Here is a 17432-nt window from a genome sequence, read left to right as displayed (position 1 = left end):
AGCCGGTGTGCCGCACGTGGGAACGTATCTTCCCCAACACAAAGGTAGTTTTTCGATGGCCAACAAACCTCGCCCCGGAGCGGTGCGCAAGTCCAAAAAGGGACCCACCGCCGGAACCGGCGGACACGGGCGCAAAGCGCTCGAAGGCAAGGGGCCGACCCCGAAGGCCGAAGACCGCCCGTACCACAAGGCGTACCGCACCAAGCAGCTCTCCGAACGCTCGGCCGCCAAGCGCCCGGGCGGCCAGCGCGGCACGGCCCCCCGCCGCGGCAAGTCCGCCGGCGAGATGGTGACCGGACGCAACTCCGTGGTGGAAGCCCTGCGCGCCGGCGTCCCCGCCAAGGCACTGCACGTCGGAGTCCGGATCGAGATGGACGACCGCGTCAGGGAATCCCTGAAGATCGCCGCCGAACGCGGCATTCCGGTGCTCGAATCGCACAAGCCGGAACTGGACCGGATGACCGATGACGCCGTCCACCAGGGCCTGGTGCTGCAGATCCCGCCGTACGACTACCAGGACGCCCTGGAGCTGGCCGAGGACACGATGGCCAAGTTCAAGAAGGGCTACATCAACAACGCCCCGCTGTTCGTTGCCTTGGACGGCATTACCGACCCGCGCAACCTCGGTGCCATCATCCGTTCCGCCTCGGCCTTCAGCGGCCACGGCGTGATCGTGCCCGAGCGCCGCTCGGTCGGGATGACGGCCTCCGCGTGGAAGACCAGCGCCGGCGCGGCGGTGCGCGTGCCGGTGGCCAAGGCGGGCAACCTGACCAATACGCTCAAGGCATTCCAGCAGCTGGGCATCTTCGTGCTCGGTCTGGACGGCGACGGCGACGTTTCGCTGCCGGACCTGTCGCTGGCCACCGAGCCGGTGTGCCTGGTGGTGGGCTCCGAGGGCAAGGGCCTGTCCCGGCTGGTCCGCGAACACTGCGACCAGATCGTCTCCATCCCGATCGACTCGGCCATGGAGTCGCTCAACGCCTCCATGGCCGTGGGCATCAGCCTGTACGAAATCTCGCGGCAGCGCGCGCGCTAGGAGCAGGTGGACCGTTTTGGCCCGTCACGCCAAGAGCCTTTCCCCTGAGCCGCCCGCGCGCCAGGCGCAGCTTTCGCGTGCCTTCCCGCTTGGCGTCAGCGACACCGCCCCGGGCATGCCGCCGATTCCCGGAGCGGTGAATGTGGCGGTCTTCGCCCCGGGGTTCGGGACCATGGACGTGCACTTCGAGGACGCTGCAGGCGCCTGGCAGCGCGCCGAGCTGACGGCACTCACCGACGGCGTCCACCACGGGACGGTCAAGGGTCTGGAGGCCGGCAGCCGGTACGCCTTCTGGCCGCACGGCGAAGAGCTGCCCGCGTCCGGGCAGCTGCTGCTGGACCCCTACGGCCGTGCCATCGACGACGACGGCGGCGTCCTACGCTCGGTGTACGTCACCGGCGGTTTCGACTGGGGGAACGACGCCCGCCCGCACGTGCCGTGGCGGGACACGGTGGTCTACGAGTGCCACGTCAAGGGCCAGACGATGCTGCACCCCGACATCCCGGAGGAACTGCGCGGTACCTACGCCGGCCTTGCCCACCCGGTGATGATCCAGTACCTGCTGGAGCTGGGGATCACCACGGTGGAGCTGCTGCCGGTGCACTACCACCTGGACGAACCGCACCTGCAAAACCTTGGACTGGCCAACTACTGGGGCTACAACACGCTCGGCTTCTTCGCCCTCTGGCCGGGGTACGCCACCGCTGCCGCCCAGGCCGACGGGCCGCGGGCGGTGCAGGACGAGTTCCGCACCATGGTCAAGCAGCTGCACGCCGCCGGCCTCGAGGTGATCCTGGACGTGGTCTACAACCACACGGCCGAGGGCGGCAAAGACCAGGACACCTACTCCTTCCGCGGGCTGGCGGACCACGTTTACTACCGGCACGACGGCCACGGGAACTACCTGGACACCACCGGCTGCGGCAACACGATGAACTTCAACGAGCCGCGCGTGATCCAGTTGGCCCTCGATTCGCTCCGTTACTGGGTGGAGGAGTTCCACATCGACGGCTTCCGCTTCGACCTGGCGGTGTCGCTGGCCCGCGACGGAAACAACCATTTCAATCCCCGCCACCCGTTCCTGGTGGCCGTCGGCGCCGATTCGGTGCTGTCGGGAGCCAAGCTGATCTCGGAACCGTGGGACGTGGGCGACGGCGGCTGGCAGACGGGGCACTTCCCGCCAGGGTGGACCGACTGGAACGACCGCTTCCGCGATACCGTCCGCGATTTCTGGCTGGCGGACCAAGCCGCGCTGGCGGCGGGCCGGCAGGCCGGGACGGTGGCGAGGCTGGCCGGCTGCCTCGCCGGATCCACCGAACTGTTCGCCGGCTCCGGCCGCACCGCGCTGGCCTCGCTGAACTTCGTGACCGCCCATGACGGCTTCACACTGGCCGACCTGACGTCGTACGACCGCAAGCACAACGAAGGCAACGGCGAAGAAAACCGCGACGGCCACGACCATAACCGCAGCTATAACCACGGCATCGAAGGGCACACGGGGGACAGCCAGGTCCTCGACGCCAGGGACCGGAGCGCCCGGAACCTGATGGCTACCCTGTTGCTGTCGCTCGGGGTGCCCATGATCTGCGCCGGCGACGAGATCGGCCGCAGCCAGCAGGGAAACAACAACGCATACTGCCAGGACAACGAGCTGGCCTGGACCGACTGGCAGCTGGACGAGCGCGAACACCGGATGTTCGATGCCACCCGCCGGCTCATCCAACTCCGCCGGTCCTTCCTGGCGCACCAGCCGTACAACTACCCGGCACGGACGGAAAGTTCCTACCTGCTCTGGTTCAACGCCGACGGCGAACCGATGACCCCGGATGATTGGAACAACCCGGACTGCCGCCTGGTCCAGCTGCTGATGGGGTCGCCCCAGGGCATGATCGACGGACTGGTGGTGATCAACGGCGGAGGCCAGCCGCAGAAAATCGTGATGCCCACCCCGCAGTCGCTGCAGGACTTCGGCAAACACCGCGGCGGGAAGCACCTCTTCGAGCTGCTCTACACCACGTCCCACGACGGGGAACACCGGCACGGCGCCAAGGTCCGCAGCGGCGACATGGATGTGGCTGGCGCGAGCACCATCTCCATCTACCGCTCCTAGGCAAACGCGCCGGCGCCGGGAGTGCCTCAAGGGCTCTCCCGGCGCCGGCATGCTGGCCGTCAGGCAGCGTGGACGAAGGGCCTAGATCTGCCGGGGCGGATCCTGCACGTTGCCGCGGGCCTCCTGTGCCCGCTGCTTCACATCCTCGGCGGCGGACGTTCCTTCGGACTTCACCCTGCCCGCCGAGTCCTGGGCCGAAGACTTCAGGTCTTCGGCTGCCTCGCGGGCCGGCTCCTTCATGTCCTGGGCCACCTGGCGGGCGGAGTCCTTGACTTCCTGCACCACCGGTTCGGCCTGTTCCTTGACCTTGTCGGCTGCCTGCTGCTCCACCCGGCTGGCCGGGAACAGCGAGGACAGCAACCAGCCGGCGCCGAAGGCGATCAGGCCGGCTGCTACCGGGTTGCCCTCGGTCTTGCGGGCGAGCTGGTGCGGGGCGTCGCTGGCCATTTCGCCGGCGTCGTGCATCATGGAGCGGGTGCCGCCGGTGGCGTCGTCAGCGGCGCCCATGATCTTATCCTTGACGCGGCCCACGGAATCCTTCACTCTGTCCGTCTGCCGGTGGACGATGTTCGACGGCGACGCTTTCTCCGCCACGGCGTCGACGTCCGTGCCCAGCCGGGCGCGGGTGCGTTCGATGTCGGCTCGGATTTCTTCGGGTGACTGGCTCATAGCGCTTCCTCACTTGGCTTCAATGTTTCCGGAATCTGCTTTACTGACTCGGTGGTCTGGGGCATCCCTTCGACCGTCTTCAGCTGCTTGCGGCCGAGCGAATAGAGAATGGCAGCGATGATGGCCCAGAGGACTGCCACAATCAGGCCGGACCAGGCCCACCCGATCCCGTCGGCGATGAGCGCCCACAGGGCCAGGGACAGGAACAGGAGGACGAAGTGGCCGGCCACGCCGGCTCCACCCAGCATGCCTGCCCCCTTGCCGGCCTTGGTGCCGGTCTCCTTGAGCTCGGCCTTCGCCAGCTCCAGTTCCTGGCGCATCAGGACGGAGATGTCCGTGCTCACCTGGCTGAGCAGGTCGCCCAAGGATTCGTTTTCGGCCTTAATTTCCGCCCGGGTAGGTTGGGCGGCATCCTGGCCGGGCACCCGCGTAGGTTCGCCGGAATCCGCACCGGGCACTTGCTGGTGACTCATCGAGTCCCTCCGTCCTCATAGGGGTTCCGCTCCGGGATCGCGGTGCCGCGGCCCCCGACGGGCGGTTCGCCCACGGGGTAGGTGGTTTCAGGCTGTGCCGGTGCACCGCCGAGGGCGGAACCAGTCTGCGCCCCGGGCGCCGCAAAACCTTCGGCGCTTTGGGCTTCATAGCTGCCGGCCCCGGCCGTGCCATAGACCGAACCGGTGGTGGCACGGTGCGTGCCCACTTGCCTGCCCGTCATGGAGCCGCTGGCTGATCCGCTGTCGGCGGTGAGCCCCTTGGTCAGCCGCCCGGCCAGGACGCCGGCTCCTGCCGCGATCGCAAGGAAGGCACCGGGACGGCGCCGGGCAAAACGCTTGACCTCGTCGAGCAGCGATCCCGGATCGCGGTTCTCCAGCCACCCCGCGACGGAGTCGGCTCGGCCTGCCACCTGGCCGACCAACCGGGTCGCCGGCCCGGACTGCTCGGAGTTGTGGGCCATGGAGTTGAGCTCCTCCCCGATCGACCGCAGCCCCGAAGCCACGCGCTGCTGCTGCGTGTTGGCCTGGCTGTGAATGCCATCGCCCATTTCTGACATCAGGTTGCGGGCCTTTTCCTTGGCTTCGTGCGCTACGTGCTTAACCTCGTCCTTGGCAGTCTCGGCAACCTGCTGGCCCGCTTCGGCTCCTTCGCGCCCCACTTCCCTCGCCTCGGTCTTGGCTGTCTCGCTCTTGGACTGGCCGGTGGACGGGGGATTCGAGGGTGGCGGGACGGCCGTGCCCCCTGTCGGGTAAACGGGAGCGCCCTCGTCGTAACTGCCGGAATGTGGATTCGTGGTCATGGCAATTCCTTTTCCTTGTCGGGTTCTTCCTGTCAGTCCTGATCTTGATCAACTACTGTCACGGGATTCCTCCTCGGAATGCGCGAACTTGCGGCGCAGATCGCGCCCCCGTGTAATGTCCTCCTCTTCCTTCTCAGCCTTCTTGTCGATCTTGCGGCTATCGCGGACCGGCAGTTGGATGTTTTCTTCGGCAGCCATGCCGGCCTGCAGTTCGCGGCCGCGTTCCGTCTCGGCATCAAACTCCGCGCCGAACAGCAGGGCGAGGTTCGCCAGCCAGAACCACAGCAGCAGGACGATCACGCCGCCGATGGCTCCGTAGGTCGCGTTGTAGTTGCCGAAGTTGGCTACGTAGAAGGCGAAGCCAAGGGTCGCCAGGGCCAGCACAATCAGCGCCAGGAGGGCGCCAAGGCTCATCCAGCGGAACTTTGGCTGCTTCACGTTGGGCGTCGCGTAGTACAACACGGCCACGATCACCACGGCGAAGATGACGACGACCGGCCATTTGGCGATGTTCCAGGCGGTCACCGCCGCCTCGCCGAGTCCGATCACCGATCCGATCGCCTCCGCAATCGGGCCGGACACCACCAGCATCAGCAGCGTCAGCACGGCCAGCAGCAGCACCACGACGGTGATCAGCAGCATCACCGGGCGAAGTACCCAGAACGGCCGGCCTTCCTCGACCTCGTAAATCCGGTTCATGGCCCGGGCGAAGGCGTTGACGTAGCCGGAGGCCGACCAGAGGGCACCGACCAGGCCGACGACGAACGCGAGCCCGGCTCCCGGGGCGCTGGCCAGTTGTTGGATTGGCTGTTGGATGACCTCCACTGCCTGGGCCGGTGCTACCTGCCCGAGCATGCTCATCATGGCGTTGGTGGTCTGTTCCGCCTGTCCAACGAGCCCCAGGATGGAAACCAACGCCAGCAGGCCGGGGAACAGGGACAGCACTGCGTAGTACGTCAGTGCCGCCGCAAGATCGGTGCAGTTGTCATCGGAAAATTCCCGAATGGTCTTGCGGAGGATGTACTTCCACGAAGCCTTCTTTACCTGCTGCGGCTGCTGCGGCTTGTCCTCGTGGTCCGGCGGTGGTGCCTCCCGGTCGGTGCTCGTGCCCATGTTCGCCTCCTTCGTAGTCCGTTCGGACGGAACACCCTCATGCTATTAGTCAGCATGCTGATAATAAAGGGGTGAGACACACAGAAGGACGTACGAAGGCGCTTATTTCCGCTCGAAATCGGCATGAACGTGCGGTCTTTAGCGGAATTAAACAAACTGCCGGATAGTGACGTTTCAGCCGTTCCGCGGCCCTCCCCGAACGCCGCTCGCGCCGGCGGCGGACGCGAGCGGCGTCGGGGGCGACGTTGGCGTGGCTCAGCCGGTGGCGTTGGAAACCAAACCGAGTTCGGCCTGGTTCGCCAGCGCCGGGTGCTTGGGCAGCACCCGCACGCTGTACCCGAACGACCCGGACCGGTCGATGGTCACCGGGCCGGTGAAGAGATAACGGCCGTCGCCCAACTGGTCGCTGACGGCCAGTTCGTCGCTGGAGGTCTGCGCGAGGTCGTCGTTTTCGGTGACCTGGCCGTGCACCACCTGGACGGTGACGCTGTCCGGCGCCAGGGATCCGAGCCGGACGTAGGCATTGACCGTCAGCGACTCGCCGATCTGCGGCTCGTCCGTGATGCCCATCGAGTCCACGTGCTCCACCGACACGTCGTCCCAAGCGGCGTGGACCCGGCTGGTCCATGCCGCCAGTTCCTTCGCCGCCGCAAAATCGTCCGCCCGGGCCGTCCTGCCGGATGCCCAGGCCGGACGGTAGAGCTGCTCCACGTAGTCGTGCAGCATCCGTTCGGCGGAAACCGCCGGTCCCAGATTGGCCAGCGTGTGTTTGATCATCGCGATCCACTGGTGCGGGACGGTATCGTTCGCCACCGGCTCGGACGGCCCGGCAGCGCCTGCGCCTTCGGAGACCTCGGCGGCATAGAAACGGGGTGCCACGTGGTGCTCAATGAGGTCGTAGAGTGCGGCGGCTTCAATATCGTCGCGCTCGTCGGGGGTGAACATGTCGGCCGTCCGGGGGCCGGTGGAAGGGTTCGCCGTCGGAATCGCCCAGCCGTTGTCGCCGTCGTACATCTCGTCCCACCAGCCGTCCAGCACGGAGAGATTCAGTCCGCCGTTGATCGCGGCCTTCATGCCGGACGTCCCGCAGGCCTCCAGCGGGCGCAGGGGGTTGTTCAGCCAAACATCGCAGCCCGGGAAGAGCGTGCGCGCCATGGCGATGTCGTAGTTGGGCAGGAACACGATCCGGTGCCGCACCTCGGGGTCGTCGGTGAAGCGGACCAGGTCCTGGATCATCCGCTTGCCCTGTTCGTCCGCCGGGTGGGACTTGCCCGCGATGACCAGCTGGACCGGCCGTTCCGGGTGCAGCAGCAACGCCTTGAGCCGGGCCGGATCGCGCAGCATCAGGGTCAGCCGCTTGTAGGTCGGCACCCGGCGGGCGAAACCGATGGTCAGTACGTCCGGGTCCAGCACGGCGTCGGTCCACGCCAGCTCCGCATCCGCGGCCCCCCGCTTCTTCCAGGAGGCACGCAGCCGGCGGCGGACATCCTCGATCAGGGCCGTCCGCAGGCTCCGGCGCAGCGCCCAGATGTCCTCGTCGGACACGTCGTAAACGCGGTCCCACTGGCGGGCGATGACCGTCTCGTCGCCGAACGCCGACCGCGCGAACTCCGCGATCCGGGGATCCACCCAGGTCGGCACATGCACGCCGTTGGTGACCGAGCTGATCGGCACTTCCTCCTGGTCGAAGCCCGGCCAGAGCCCCGAGAACATGCCGCGGGAGACCACACCGTGCAGCTTGGCCACGCCGTTGGCCCGCTGCGCCAGCCGCAGGCCCATCACGGCCATATTGAACTTGGACGGATCTCCGCCGTCGTAATTCTCGTCCCCGAGTTCCAGGATCTTGGCGGTGGGTACATCCGGGGCCAGGCCCGCACTGAAGAAGTGCTGGATCTGTGCCTTGTCGAACCGGTCGATGCCCGCGGGCACCGGCGTGTGCGTGGTGAACACGGTGTTGGCGCGGCCTGCCGCCAATGCCTCGTCCCACGTCAACCCGGCGGCCGCCAGCTCCTGGATGCGTTCGATCCCCAGGAAGCCCGCGTGCCCTTCGTTGGTGTGGTAGACCTCCGGGGCCGGGGCACCGGTGAGCCGCTGGTGGATGCGCAGCGCCTTCACACCGCCCATGCCCAGCAGCAGCTCCTGCTGCAGGCGGTGGTCGCCGCCTCCGCCGTACAGCCGGTCGGTGATGCCGCGGGCGGCCTCGTCGTTGCCCGGGATGTTGGAATCCAGCAGCAGCAGCGGCACCCGGCCCACGTCGGCGCGCCAGATGTAGGCGCCGAGCCTGCGCCCGTTCGGCAGCGGCAGCGTGACCTGGGCCGGCTGCCCGTCCGCCTCGCGCAGCAGCGTCAACGGCAAACCGTCCGGGTCCAGCACGGGGTAGGTCTCCTGCTGCCAGGCATCGCGGCTCAGCGACTGCATGAAGTAGCCGGCGGCGTAGAGCAGGCCCACGCCCACCAGCGGCACGCCCAGATCGGAGGCGGCCTTCAGATGGTCGCCGGCCAGGATGCCCAGGCCGCCGGAGTACTGCGGAAGCACATGGGAGACGCCGTACTCGGGGGAGAAGTAAGCGATCGACGCCGGTGCGTCCGCTCCCAGCGTCTGGTACCAGCGGTCCTCGGCCAGATACTGCTCCAGGTCGGCGTCCAGCTCGCGCACCCGCGCCACCACGTCCCGGTCGTCGGCCAGCGCGCGCAGCCGTTCCCGGGTGAAGGAGCCCAGCAGGGCGACGGGATCCTCGCGCACCTCGGCCCAGGCCTGCGGATCCAGCTGTTCAAACAGCTGCTGGGTGGGCCGGTGCCAGGACCAGCGGAGGTTGCCCGCCAAGCGGGCCAACGGAGCAATGCTCTCGGGGAGGACAGTTCGGACAGTAAATCTGCGGATTGCCTTCACCCGGCCTAGGCTAGCGCACATCCCTGCGCCGGTGATGGCCGGCGGGTGAATGCCCGCCGAACTGGCCGTCAACACGGTCGCAAGGGGTAAGGGTCCTTCGCAATCGGGAAGGAATCTCGCTAACGTCTGTCTTGTGACGACTTCGATGCAGGAGCACAGTACAACCCAGCCAGCCGCGCGCCTGAAGTTTGGCCGGATACCGGTTGTCGACGTCTGGCCCGTCGTCGGCGGCGGCGAGTTTCCGGCCAAGGCGATCCCGGGCGAGGACATAGAGGTAGCCGCTACCGTCTTCCGCGAGGGGCACGACAAGATCGGCGCCACCGCGGTGTTGTTCGACCCGGACGGCCAGCCCGTCCAGCGGGCAAGACTCTCGCCGGGCGCGCCCGGCACCGACCGCTGGCACGGCACGCTCCGGCCCACCGGCACCGGCCTGTGGACCTTCCACGTCGAAGGCTGGGGAGACAATTACGCCACCTGGCGGCACAACGCCGAGGTGAAGATTGCCGCCGGCGTGGACGTGGAACTCATGCTCGCCGAGGGCCGGCTGCTGCTGGACCAGGCCGCTGGGCAGGGCGGGCGGCCGGAAGGCAATGCGCAGGTGTTGCGCGATGCTGCCGCCGCGCTCGGCGACGAATCGCTCGCCGTGCAGGAACGTTTGGCCGCCGGAACCTCGAACGCCGTGCTGGACGCCGTGAACAGCCACCCGATCCGCAGCCTGGTCAGCCCCTCGAAGCAGTACCCCATCCTGGTGGAGCGTGAACGGGCCGGCCGCGGCGCCTGGTACGAATTCTTCCCGCGCTCCGAGGGTGCACACTACAACCCGGCGGACGGGACCTGGACGTCCGGCGACTTTACGACGGCGGCCGAGCGGCTTCCGGCCGTTGCCGCCATGGGCTTCGACGTGGTGTACCTGCCGCCGATCCACCCGATCGGCGAGGTCAACCGCAAGGGGCCGAACAACACGCTGACCGCCGGTCCCGGCGACCCCGGATCGCCCTGGGCCATCGGATCCAAGGACGGCGGGCACGACGCCATCCACCCCGACCTGGGCGGATTCGAGCAGTTCGACGCCTTTGTGGCCGCTGCCGAGGCGCTCGGCATGGAGGTGGCCCTGGACCTGGCCCTGCAGGCCGCCCCGGACCACCCGTGGGCCACCGAGCATCCCGAATGGTTCACCACCCGTGCCGACGGCACGATTGCCTACGCGGAGAATCCGCCGAAGAAATACCAGGACATCTATCCGCTGAATTTCGATAACGACCCGCGCGGCCTTTCCGAAGAGGTCCTGCGGATCGTGAAGCTGTGGATCTCGCACGGAGTCAAAATCTTCCGGGTGGACAACCCGCACACCAAGCCCTTGTGGTTCTGGGAATGGCTGATCGGAACGGTGAACCGCGACCACCCGGAGGTGGTCTTCCTGGCCGAGGCTTTCACCCGCCCGGCCATGATGCACGCGCTGGGCCGCGCCGGCTTCCAGCAGTCCTACAGCTACTTCACCTGGCGCAACACCAAGGAAGAGATCGAAGAGTATTTCACCGAAGTCAGCCACGAGACGGCACCGTTCTTCCGGCCAAACTTCTTCGTCAACACCCCTGACATCCTCACCGAGTACCTGCAGTACGGCGGCCCCGCCGCGTTCAAGGTCCGGGCGGTGCTGGCGGCCACGGCCAGCCCGCTCTGGGGCGTGTACGCCGGTTTCGAACTGTACGAGCACGTGGCCCGGCCGGGCGCCGAGGAATACATCGACAACGAAAAGTACGAGTACAAGGCCCGCGACTTCGCCGCCGCGGAGGCCGAGGGACGCTCGCTCGCGCCGTACCTGACCCGGCTGAACACCATCCGGCGGGCCCACCCGGCGCTGGGGGACCTGGGCAACCTCACCGTGCACCGCAGCACCGACCCGGCCACGGTGGTGTACTCCAAGCACAAGGCGCACCTGCCCCAAGGCCACGGCGGCGGGCGGGACACGATCATCGTCGTCGTCAACGTGGACCCGCACAGCGCGCGCGAGTCGACGGTCTCGCTGGATCTGGCGGCGCTGGGGCTGCGGGACGAGGACTTCAACGACGACGGCACGTTCTGGGTGGACGACCTGCTCAGCGGGCAGAGCTGGCGCTGGGGCGAACACAACTATGTGCGGCTGGACGCACACGTGGAACCCGCCCACATCCTGCACATCCGAAGGAACCGCTGATGGCCAGCCCCTTCCAGCTGCACGCTCCGGGGCTGCCGCATGACCCGCACTGGTACCGCAAGGCAGTGTTTTACGAGGTGCTGTTGCGGGGCTTCGCGGACTCCAACGGGGACGGATCCGGAGACTTCTCCGGGCTGATCGACAAGCTCGACTACCTGCAGTGGCTGGGCGTCGACTGCCTGTGGATTCCGCCGTTCTTCACCTCCCCGTTGCGCGACGGTGGATACGACGTCGCGAACTACTTCGACGTGCTGGACGAGTTCGGCACCATCGGCGACTTCAAGCGCCTGGTGGCCGAGGCACATGCCCGCGGAGTCCGGGTGATCATCGACCTGCCGATAAACCACACGTCGGACAAGCACGACTGGTTCGAACAGTCCCGGCGGGACCCGGAGGGGCCGTACGGAGACTTCTATGTCTGGTCCGACACCGACGAGAAATACCAGGACGCGCGGATCATCTTCGTGGACAGCGAGGATTCCAACTGGGCGTTCGACCCGATCCGCCGTCAGTTCTACTGGCACCGCTTCTTCAGCCACCAGCCGGACCTGAACTTCGAAAACCCCAGGGTGATCGAGGCACTGTTCGACGTCGTACGGTTCTGGCTGGACCAGGGGATTGACGGTTTTCGCGCGGACGCCATCCCGTACCTGTTCGAGGAAGACGGGACCAACTGCGAAAACCTGCCCGCCACGCACGCCTTCCTGCAGGACCTGCGCGCACTGGTGGACACGGAATACCCCGGCCGCGTGATCATCGCCGAAGCCAACCAGCTGCCGCACGAGGTGGTGGAATACTTCGGCCAGCCGGACGGCGACGGCGGGCTGCGCCCCGAATGCCATATGGCCTTCCACTTCCCGATCATGCCCCGGCTGTATTACGCCCTCCGGGACCAAAAGGCCGCCCCGATCATTGCCACCATGGAGCAAACACCTGCCATCCCGGCCGGAGCGCAGTGGGGAACCTTCCTGCGCAACCACGACGAACTGACACTGGAAATGGTCACCCGCGAAGAGCGTGAGGCGATGTTCGGCTGGTACGCACCGGATTCCCGGATGCGGTCCAACATCGGAATCCGCCGCCGCCTGGCCCCGCTGCTGGACAACTCGCGCGCCGAGATCGAACTGATTCACGCGCTGCTGCTGTCGCTGCCGGGCAGCCCGTTCCTTTATTACGGGGACGAGATCGGCATGGGCGACAACATCTGGCTCGAAGACCGCGATGCCTCCCGCACGCCGATGCAGTGGAACCCCGACCGCAACGCCGGGTTCTCCACCGCGGACCCCGGCAAGCTGTACCTGCCGGTGGTGCAGTCGCTGGTCTACCACTACAACTACGTCAACGTTGAGGCGCAGTTGGCGCACAACAGCTCGCTGCTGCACTGGGTGCGCCAGATGCTCGCGGTCCGCAAGGCCCATCCCGCCTTCGGCCTGGGTACCTACCGGAACGTGCCGGTGGACTCGGAATCGGTGCTGGCCTTTTTGCGGGAAGTGCCGGAGGGCAATGCCGAGGGCCTGGAGAAAGAGGTGCTGCTGTGCGTGTTCAACCTGTCCCAGCACCCCGTGGCGGCACCGCTGCGGCTGCCCGAATTCGCTGGCCGCGGTCTGCGCGACACGTTCGGAGGCGTCCCGTTCCCCGCCTTTGACGACGCCGGCCAGCTCACGCTGACGCTGGGCAGCCACGACTTCTTCTGGTTGCGGCTGCGTTCGGCCGCGTCCAACCTGGCATCTCCACAGACCGAGACACTCCCAGTCATCAAACCCGCGACTGAAGGAACAGAGGTGGCAACACATGCCTGAAATCACGCCGAGCCTTCCCGAACTGCTGCACCAGTGGCTGCCCGTCCAGCGCTGGTTCCCCGCCAAGGGCCAAGAGTCGGTCCTGCACCGGCTGGGCGGCATCCGGTTGCAGGACCCGGCCGGAGCGGTGGGACTGGAAGTGCACATCGTGGCCGTGCACACCGCCGACGCAGTCCACGTGGTCAACGTGCCGCTGAGCTACCGCCGGGAGCCCATGGCCGGTGGTGAGGCGGCCCTGCTGGGGCGCGCGCAGCAGGGCACCGAGGACACCTGGGCGGCAACCAGCCACGAGGGCGAGACCGCCGGGGCGGACGACCGCGCGGGCGCCGCCGCGGAAGCGGCCGGCGGTGCTGCGGGCGATTCCGGGGAGCGCTGGATCTACGACGGCGCCCACGACCCGGTGTTCGTGGCCGCCTGGCTGGAGCTGATGCGGCGGCAGCTGGTGACCGGCGACGGGCATACCCGGGGCCACGCCGGGGCCGGGTTCGAATCCTGGCCGGAGTTCACCACCGGGCTGCAGGCCTCCGTGCTGCTGGGTGAGCAGTCGAACACTTCGGTGGTGGTGGAGTCCGACCAAGGCCCGCTGATCGTGAAGTTCTTCCGGGTGTTGGAAGCCGGCACCAATCCGGACGTCGAAGTCGGCGTGCTGCTCACGGAGGCCGGATGCCGTGAAGTCCCGGTCACCTACGGGTGGGTCACCGGCGGGTGGCACACTCCCGGACAGGACAACGACGGCAGCGACCGCCTGTGGGATACCGGCCACCTGAGCGTGCTGCGGGAATTCATTCCGGACAGCCAGGATGCCTGGCGCACCGCGTCGGGCTCCGCCCTGGACGGCACGGACTTCAGCTCCCAGGCCCGCGAGCTTGGAGCCGTCACCGGACGGATCCACCGCAGCCTGCGCGACGCGGCCGGCGCCTACCCGGCGGATGCCAAGGCCGTCGACGCTTTCAAGACCGCGCTGGCGGAACGGATCCGCTGGGGCTGGGCCCAGGCGGGTGCGTCCGTGGGGCCCCTGGACGACGCGGTGCAGGAACTGCTGGACCGGCTGGACCAGGTGACTGAGCTGCCGGAGCTGCAGCGGATCCACGGCGACTACCACTTGGGCCAGGTGCTGTTCTCGGCACAGCGGGGCTGGGTGGTGCTTGACTTCGAGGGCGAGCCGCTGCGGCCCATGGGGGAGCGCGGCACCGACGACGTGCCGCTGCGCGATGTGGTGGGGATGCTGCGCTCGTTCGATTACGCCGCCGGCGTTGCCCGGCTCGCGGAGCCCGACGATGCAGCCGGCGCCGCCGCCGACAACTGGGCGGCGCAGGCCAGCTCCGCGTTCCTGGACGGCTACCGGGAAGGGACGGGCGAGCCGGTGGACACGTCGTCCACGCTCTTCCGGGCGCTGCTCCTGGACAAGGCCCTCTACGAAGTCGTGTACGAACAGCGCAACCGCCCGCGCTGGGTGCAGGTGCCGGTCCGCGGGGTCCGCGAGGCGCTGGCACCGCTGGCGGGAGCCGGCACCCCGGTCGGGACCGGCAACAAGGACAAGGTTGCCGCGGGCACCGGCAACCGGCCCGGAGCCGGCAACCGGGACCAGGCCGCGGGCAACGGCGGGACTTTCGCCGCCGCCGGCGCAGCCGCGGCCGGAACCACCGCCGCCGCCAACACCTCCGGCGCGGCCACCGGTTCCGGTCGGCGGGCCCGTCCCGTGCACTCCACCGCCACGGAGCCGTCCCGGCCCGGGCCGGCATCGCCGGCGGGCAGCCGATCCGGCACCCCGGTGCATGTCGAGCAGGAGGTGCTCTCCGCCGTCGCGCACGGGTCCTACCACCAGCCGCACGCCGTCCTCGGCGCCCACCTGGACGACCACGGACACGTCACGGTCCGCACCCGGCGCCCGCTGGCCGATTCCGTCACCGTGATCACGCCGTCCCTGCGCGTGCCGATGGAACACGAGCACGAGGGCATCTGGGTGGCGGTCTTTCCGGCCGACGATCCGGGACGCGTTCCGGATTACCGCCTCGAGGTAGCGTACGACGGCGGTGCACCCGCCATCAGCGACGACCCATACCACTATCTGCCCAGCCTGGGCGAAATCGACCTGCACCTGATCGGTGAGGGCCGGCATGAGACCCTCTGGAGCGCGCTCGGTTCCCACGTGCGGCGCTATAACTCCGCGCTGGGCGACACGTCCGGGGCCAGCTTCGCAGTCTGGGCGCCGAATGCCCGGGCCGTCCGGGTCAAGGGCGACTTCAACCACTGGGATGGCGCCCGGCACGCGATGCGCTCGATGGGCGGATCCGGCGTGTGGGAACTGTTCATTCCCGGCGTCGAGGCGGGTGCCGTCTACAAGTACGAGTTGCTGGGCCAGGACGGCCAGTGGCGGGAGAAGGCCGACCCGATGGCCCGCTGGACCGAGGTCTCCCCGTTGACCGGTTCCCGCGTGGTCGAATCGCACTACCGCTTCGGCGACCAGGAATGGATGGAGCGGCGTGCCGCCCGCGACCCGCACAACGGGCCGATGAGCGTATACGAGGTGCACCTGGGGTCGTGGCGGCTGGGGCTGGACTACCGGCAGCTGGCCGACCAGCTCGCCGAATACGTCAGTTGGCAGGGCTTCACGCACGTGGAGTTCATGCCCGTGGCCGAGCATCCGTTCGGAGGATCGTGGGGCTACCAGGTCACCTCCTATTACGCGCCGACCTCGCGATTCGGGCACCCGGACGACTTCAAGTACCTGGTGGACCGATTGCACCAGGCCGGCATCGGCGTCATCCTGGACTGGGTGCCGGCGCACTTCCCCAAGGACGAGTGGGCGCTGGCCCGGTTTGATGGCCAGCCGCTGTATGAACACGGCGACCCCCGGCTGGGCGAGCACCCGGATTGGGGCACGCTGATCTTTGACTTCGGCCGCCGCGAGGTGCGCAACTTCCTGGTCGCGAACGCGCTGTACTGGCTGGAGGAATTCCACATCGACGGACTCCGCGTGGATGCGGTGGCCTCCATGCTGTACCGCGACTACTCGCGCAAGGAGGGGGAGTGGTTCCCCAACATCCATGGCGGCCGCGAAAACCTGGAGGCCATTTCCTTCCTGCAGGAGGTCAACGCCACCGCGTACAAGCGGGTGCCGGGCATCGTCATGATCGCGGAAGAGTCCACCGCGTTCGACGGCGTGACCCGCCCGACCAGCGCGGGCGGCCTCGGCTTCGGGCTGAAGTGGAACATGGGCTGGATGCACGACACCCTGGAATACATCGCCGAGGACCCGGTCAACCGGATGTACCACCACGGCAAGGCCACCTTCTCGATGGTCTATGCCTACACGGAGAACTTCCTGCTGCCGATCAGCCATGACGAAGTGGTCCACGGTAAGGGGTCGATGCTGCGCAAGATGCCGGGCGATCGCTGGCAGCAGCTGGCCAATCTGCGCGCCTACCTGGCATTCCAATGGGCGCATCCGGGCAAGCAGCTGATTTTCATGGGAACCGAGTTCGGCCAGGAGTCCGAATGGTCCGAACAGCATGGGTTGGACTGGTGGCTCTCCGAAAACGTTCCGCACAAGGGGCTGCAGCACCTGGTCCGCAACCTCAACGGGATTTACCGCTCCACGCCGGCTTTGTACGAGCGCGACAATGAGCCGGCCGGCTTCCAGTGGATCGATGAGAACGACGGCGCGCACAACACGCTGTCCTTCATCCGCTGGGACCAGCAGGGAAACCCGCTGGTCTGCGTGGCCAACTTCTCCGGCGCCCCGCACGAAGGATTCCGGCTCGGCATGCCGTGGGCGGGCGAATGGGACGAGGCCTTGAACACCGACGCGGCCGAATACGGCGGATCCGGAGTCGTCAACGGTGGTGCCGTCACAGCCGTGGAAGGCGGCTGGAAGGACAGCCCCGCTTCGGCGACCCTGCGGGTGCCCCCGCTGGGGGTGGTGTACCTGAAGCCGTCGGTCGGTGGTCGGCCCCGGGTGGCGGAAAGATGAACGGCAGTGGAATTTACATCCGCGCCGACCGGTGCTAGAGTTTAAAGCCGCGCAGGGCGGTAAGGCCGCCCCTCCGGAACCGACCGAAGGCACTCGCCAACGGGAGGAACGGACAGGGCAGTTTGACAAGGACTGCCGGCGCGGGTAAGTTAGAAAAGTTGCTCCGGAGCGATGGAGGGCCTGAGAGGGTCGTCCTGGTGCCGGGTGCTCCTGTTGTTTGAGAACTCAATAGTGTGCCAAGTTTGTTGATACCAATTATTTATTGGTTGAAAGTGCCGTGGCGTGCCGCCCCTGTGGTGTGTCGCGGTTTTATCAGCCTGGTTTGAATTTAGTGCAGTGTCTTCGGTCGTTTTCC

The 17432-nt window shown here is 67.5% G+C and carries 10 protein-coding genes; 5 read left to right on the top strand and 5 right to left on the bottom strand.

What is annotated here, in order from left to right; genetic code table 11:
* Positions 1-55: 55 nt before the first annotated feature.
* On the top strand, positions 56-1036 hold the full coding sequence (rlmB, locus tag AC5RUK_RS08645; RefSeq protein WP_494111915.1) for a 23S rRNA (guanosine(2251)-2'-O)-methyltransferase RlmB: 981 nt from the start codon (positions 56-58) through the stop codon (positions 1034-1036).
* Between the two features lie 115 nt (positions 1037-1151).
* Positions 1152-3146, top strand: coding sequence for a glycogen debranching protein GlgX (glgX, locus tag AC5RUK_RS08640; RefSeq protein WP_494152268.1), 1995 nt, complete (start codon positions 1152-1154; stop codon positions 3144-3146).
* Positions 3147-3227: 81 nt separating this feature from the next.
* Here the strand turns inward: glgX and AC5RUK_RS08635 are convergent, their stop codons facing one another.
* The 5 genes from AC5RUK_RS08635 to glgP form a co-directional block, all read right to left on the bottom strand.
* Positions 3228-3815: a DUF3618 domain-containing protein gene (locus AC5RUK_RS08635; RefSeq protein WP_493988884.1), complete on the bottom strand. Its 588-nt coding sequence runs from the start codon at positions 3813-3815 to the stop codon at positions 3228-3230.
* Complete coding sequence (locus AC5RUK_RS08630) at positions 3812-4288, bottom strand: phage holin family protein (protein ID WP_493988885.1); 477 nt, start codon at positions 4286-4288, stop codon at positions 3812-3814. Before AC5RUK_RS08630 ends, AC5RUK_RS08635 begins: the two co-directional genes overlap by 4 nt.
* Complete coding sequence (locus tag AC5RUK_RS08625; protein WP_493988886.1) at positions 4285-5109, bottom strand: hypothetical protein; 825 nt, start codon at positions 5107-5109, stop codon at positions 4285-4287. The genes AC5RUK_RS08630 and AC5RUK_RS08625 overlap by 4 nt, the downstream gene beginning before the upstream one ends.
* 48 nt (positions 5110-5157) lie before the next feature.
* On the bottom strand, positions 5158-6222 hold the full coding sequence (locus AC5RUK_RS08620) for a YihY/virulence factor BrkB family protein (protein ID WP_493988887.1): 1065 nt from the start codon (positions 6220-6222) through the stop codon (positions 5158-5160).
* 255 nt (positions 6223-6477) lie between these two features.
* Positions 6478-9111 (bottom strand): alpha-glucan family phosphorylase, encoded by a 2634-nt coding sequence (glgP, locus tag AC5RUK_RS08615; protein ID WP_494151930.1) that lies wholly within the window; start codon positions 9109-9111, stop codon positions 6478-6480.
* Positions 9112-9256: 145 nt separating this feature from the next.
* On the opposite strand from glgP, the gene AC5RUK_RS08610 reads away from it, so the two are divergent.
* From AC5RUK_RS08610 to glgB, 3 genes are read left to right on the top strand one after another with little or no spacing between them, the layout of a single operon-like run.
* Positions 9257-11305 (top strand): alpha-1,4-glucan--maltose-1-phosphate maltosyltransferase, encoded by a 2049-nt coding sequence (locus AC5RUK_RS08610; RefSeq protein ID WP_493988922.1) that lies wholly within the window; start codon positions 9257-9259, stop codon positions 11303-11305.
* On the top strand, positions 11305-13104 hold the full coding sequence (treS, locus tag AC5RUK_RS08605; RefSeq protein ID WP_494151929.1) for a maltose alpha-D-glucosyltransferase: 1800 nt from the start codon (positions 11305-11307) through the stop codon (positions 13102-13104). The genes AC5RUK_RS08610 and treS overlap by 1 nt, the downstream gene beginning before the upstream one ends.
* Positions 13097-17077 carry a 1,4-alpha-glucan branching protein GlgB gene (gene glgB / locus AC5RUK_RS08600; RefSeq protein ID WP_494151928.1) on the top strand — a complete coding sequence of 1327 codons (3981 nt, stop codon included), beginning with the start codon at positions 13097-13099 and terminating at the stop codon, positions 17075-17077. The genes treS and glgB overlap by 8 nt, the downstream gene beginning before the upstream one ends.
* Positions 17078-17432 lie beyond the last annotated feature (355 nt).

The organism is Arthrobacter sp. Y3223065, from assembly GCF_059090885.1.
The sequence above is the reverse complement of the archived record's forward strand: the minus strand, read 5'-3'. Positions and strand labels throughout refer to the sequence as shown.

Excerpts from the sequence above, each read along its gene's own strand:
- glgX (WP_494152268.1), top strand. The coding sequence starts at position 1,152 with ATGCCGCCGATTCCCGGAGCGGTGAATGTGGCGGTCTTCGCCCCGGGG.
- AC5RUK_RS08620 (WP_493988887.1), bottom strand. The coding sequence starts at position 6,222 with ATGGGCACGAGCACCGACCGGGAGGCACCACCGCCGGACCACGAGGAC.
- glgB (WP_494151928.1), top strand. The coding sequence starts at position 13,097 with ATGCCTGAAATCACGCCGAGCCTTCCCGAACTGCTGCACCAGTGGCTG.
- AC5RUK_RS08610 (WP_493988922.1), top strand. The coding sequence starts at position 9,257 with ATGCAGGAGCACAGTACAACCCAGCCAGCCGCGCGCCTGAAGTTTGGC.
- AC5RUK_RS08635 (WP_493988884.1), bottom strand. The coding sequence starts at position 3,815 with ATGAGCCAGTCACCCGAAGAAATCCGAGCCGACATCGAACGCACCCGC.
- AC5RUK_RS08630 (WP_493988885.1), bottom strand. The coding sequence starts at position 4,288 with ATGAGTCACCAGCAAGTGCCCGGTGCGGATTCCGGCGAACCTACGCGG.
- AC5RUK_RS08625 (WP_493988886.1), bottom strand. The coding sequence starts at position 5,109 with ATGACCACGAATCCACATTCCGGCAGTTACGACGAGGGCGCTCCCGTT.
- treS (WP_494151929.1), top strand. The coding sequence starts at position 11,305 with ATGGCCAGCCCCTTCCAGCTGCACGCTCCGGGGCTGCCGCATGACCCG.
- rlmB (WP_494111915.1), top strand. The coding sequence starts at position 56 with ATGGCCAACAAACCTCGCCCCGGAGCGGTGCGCAAGTCCAAAAAGGGA.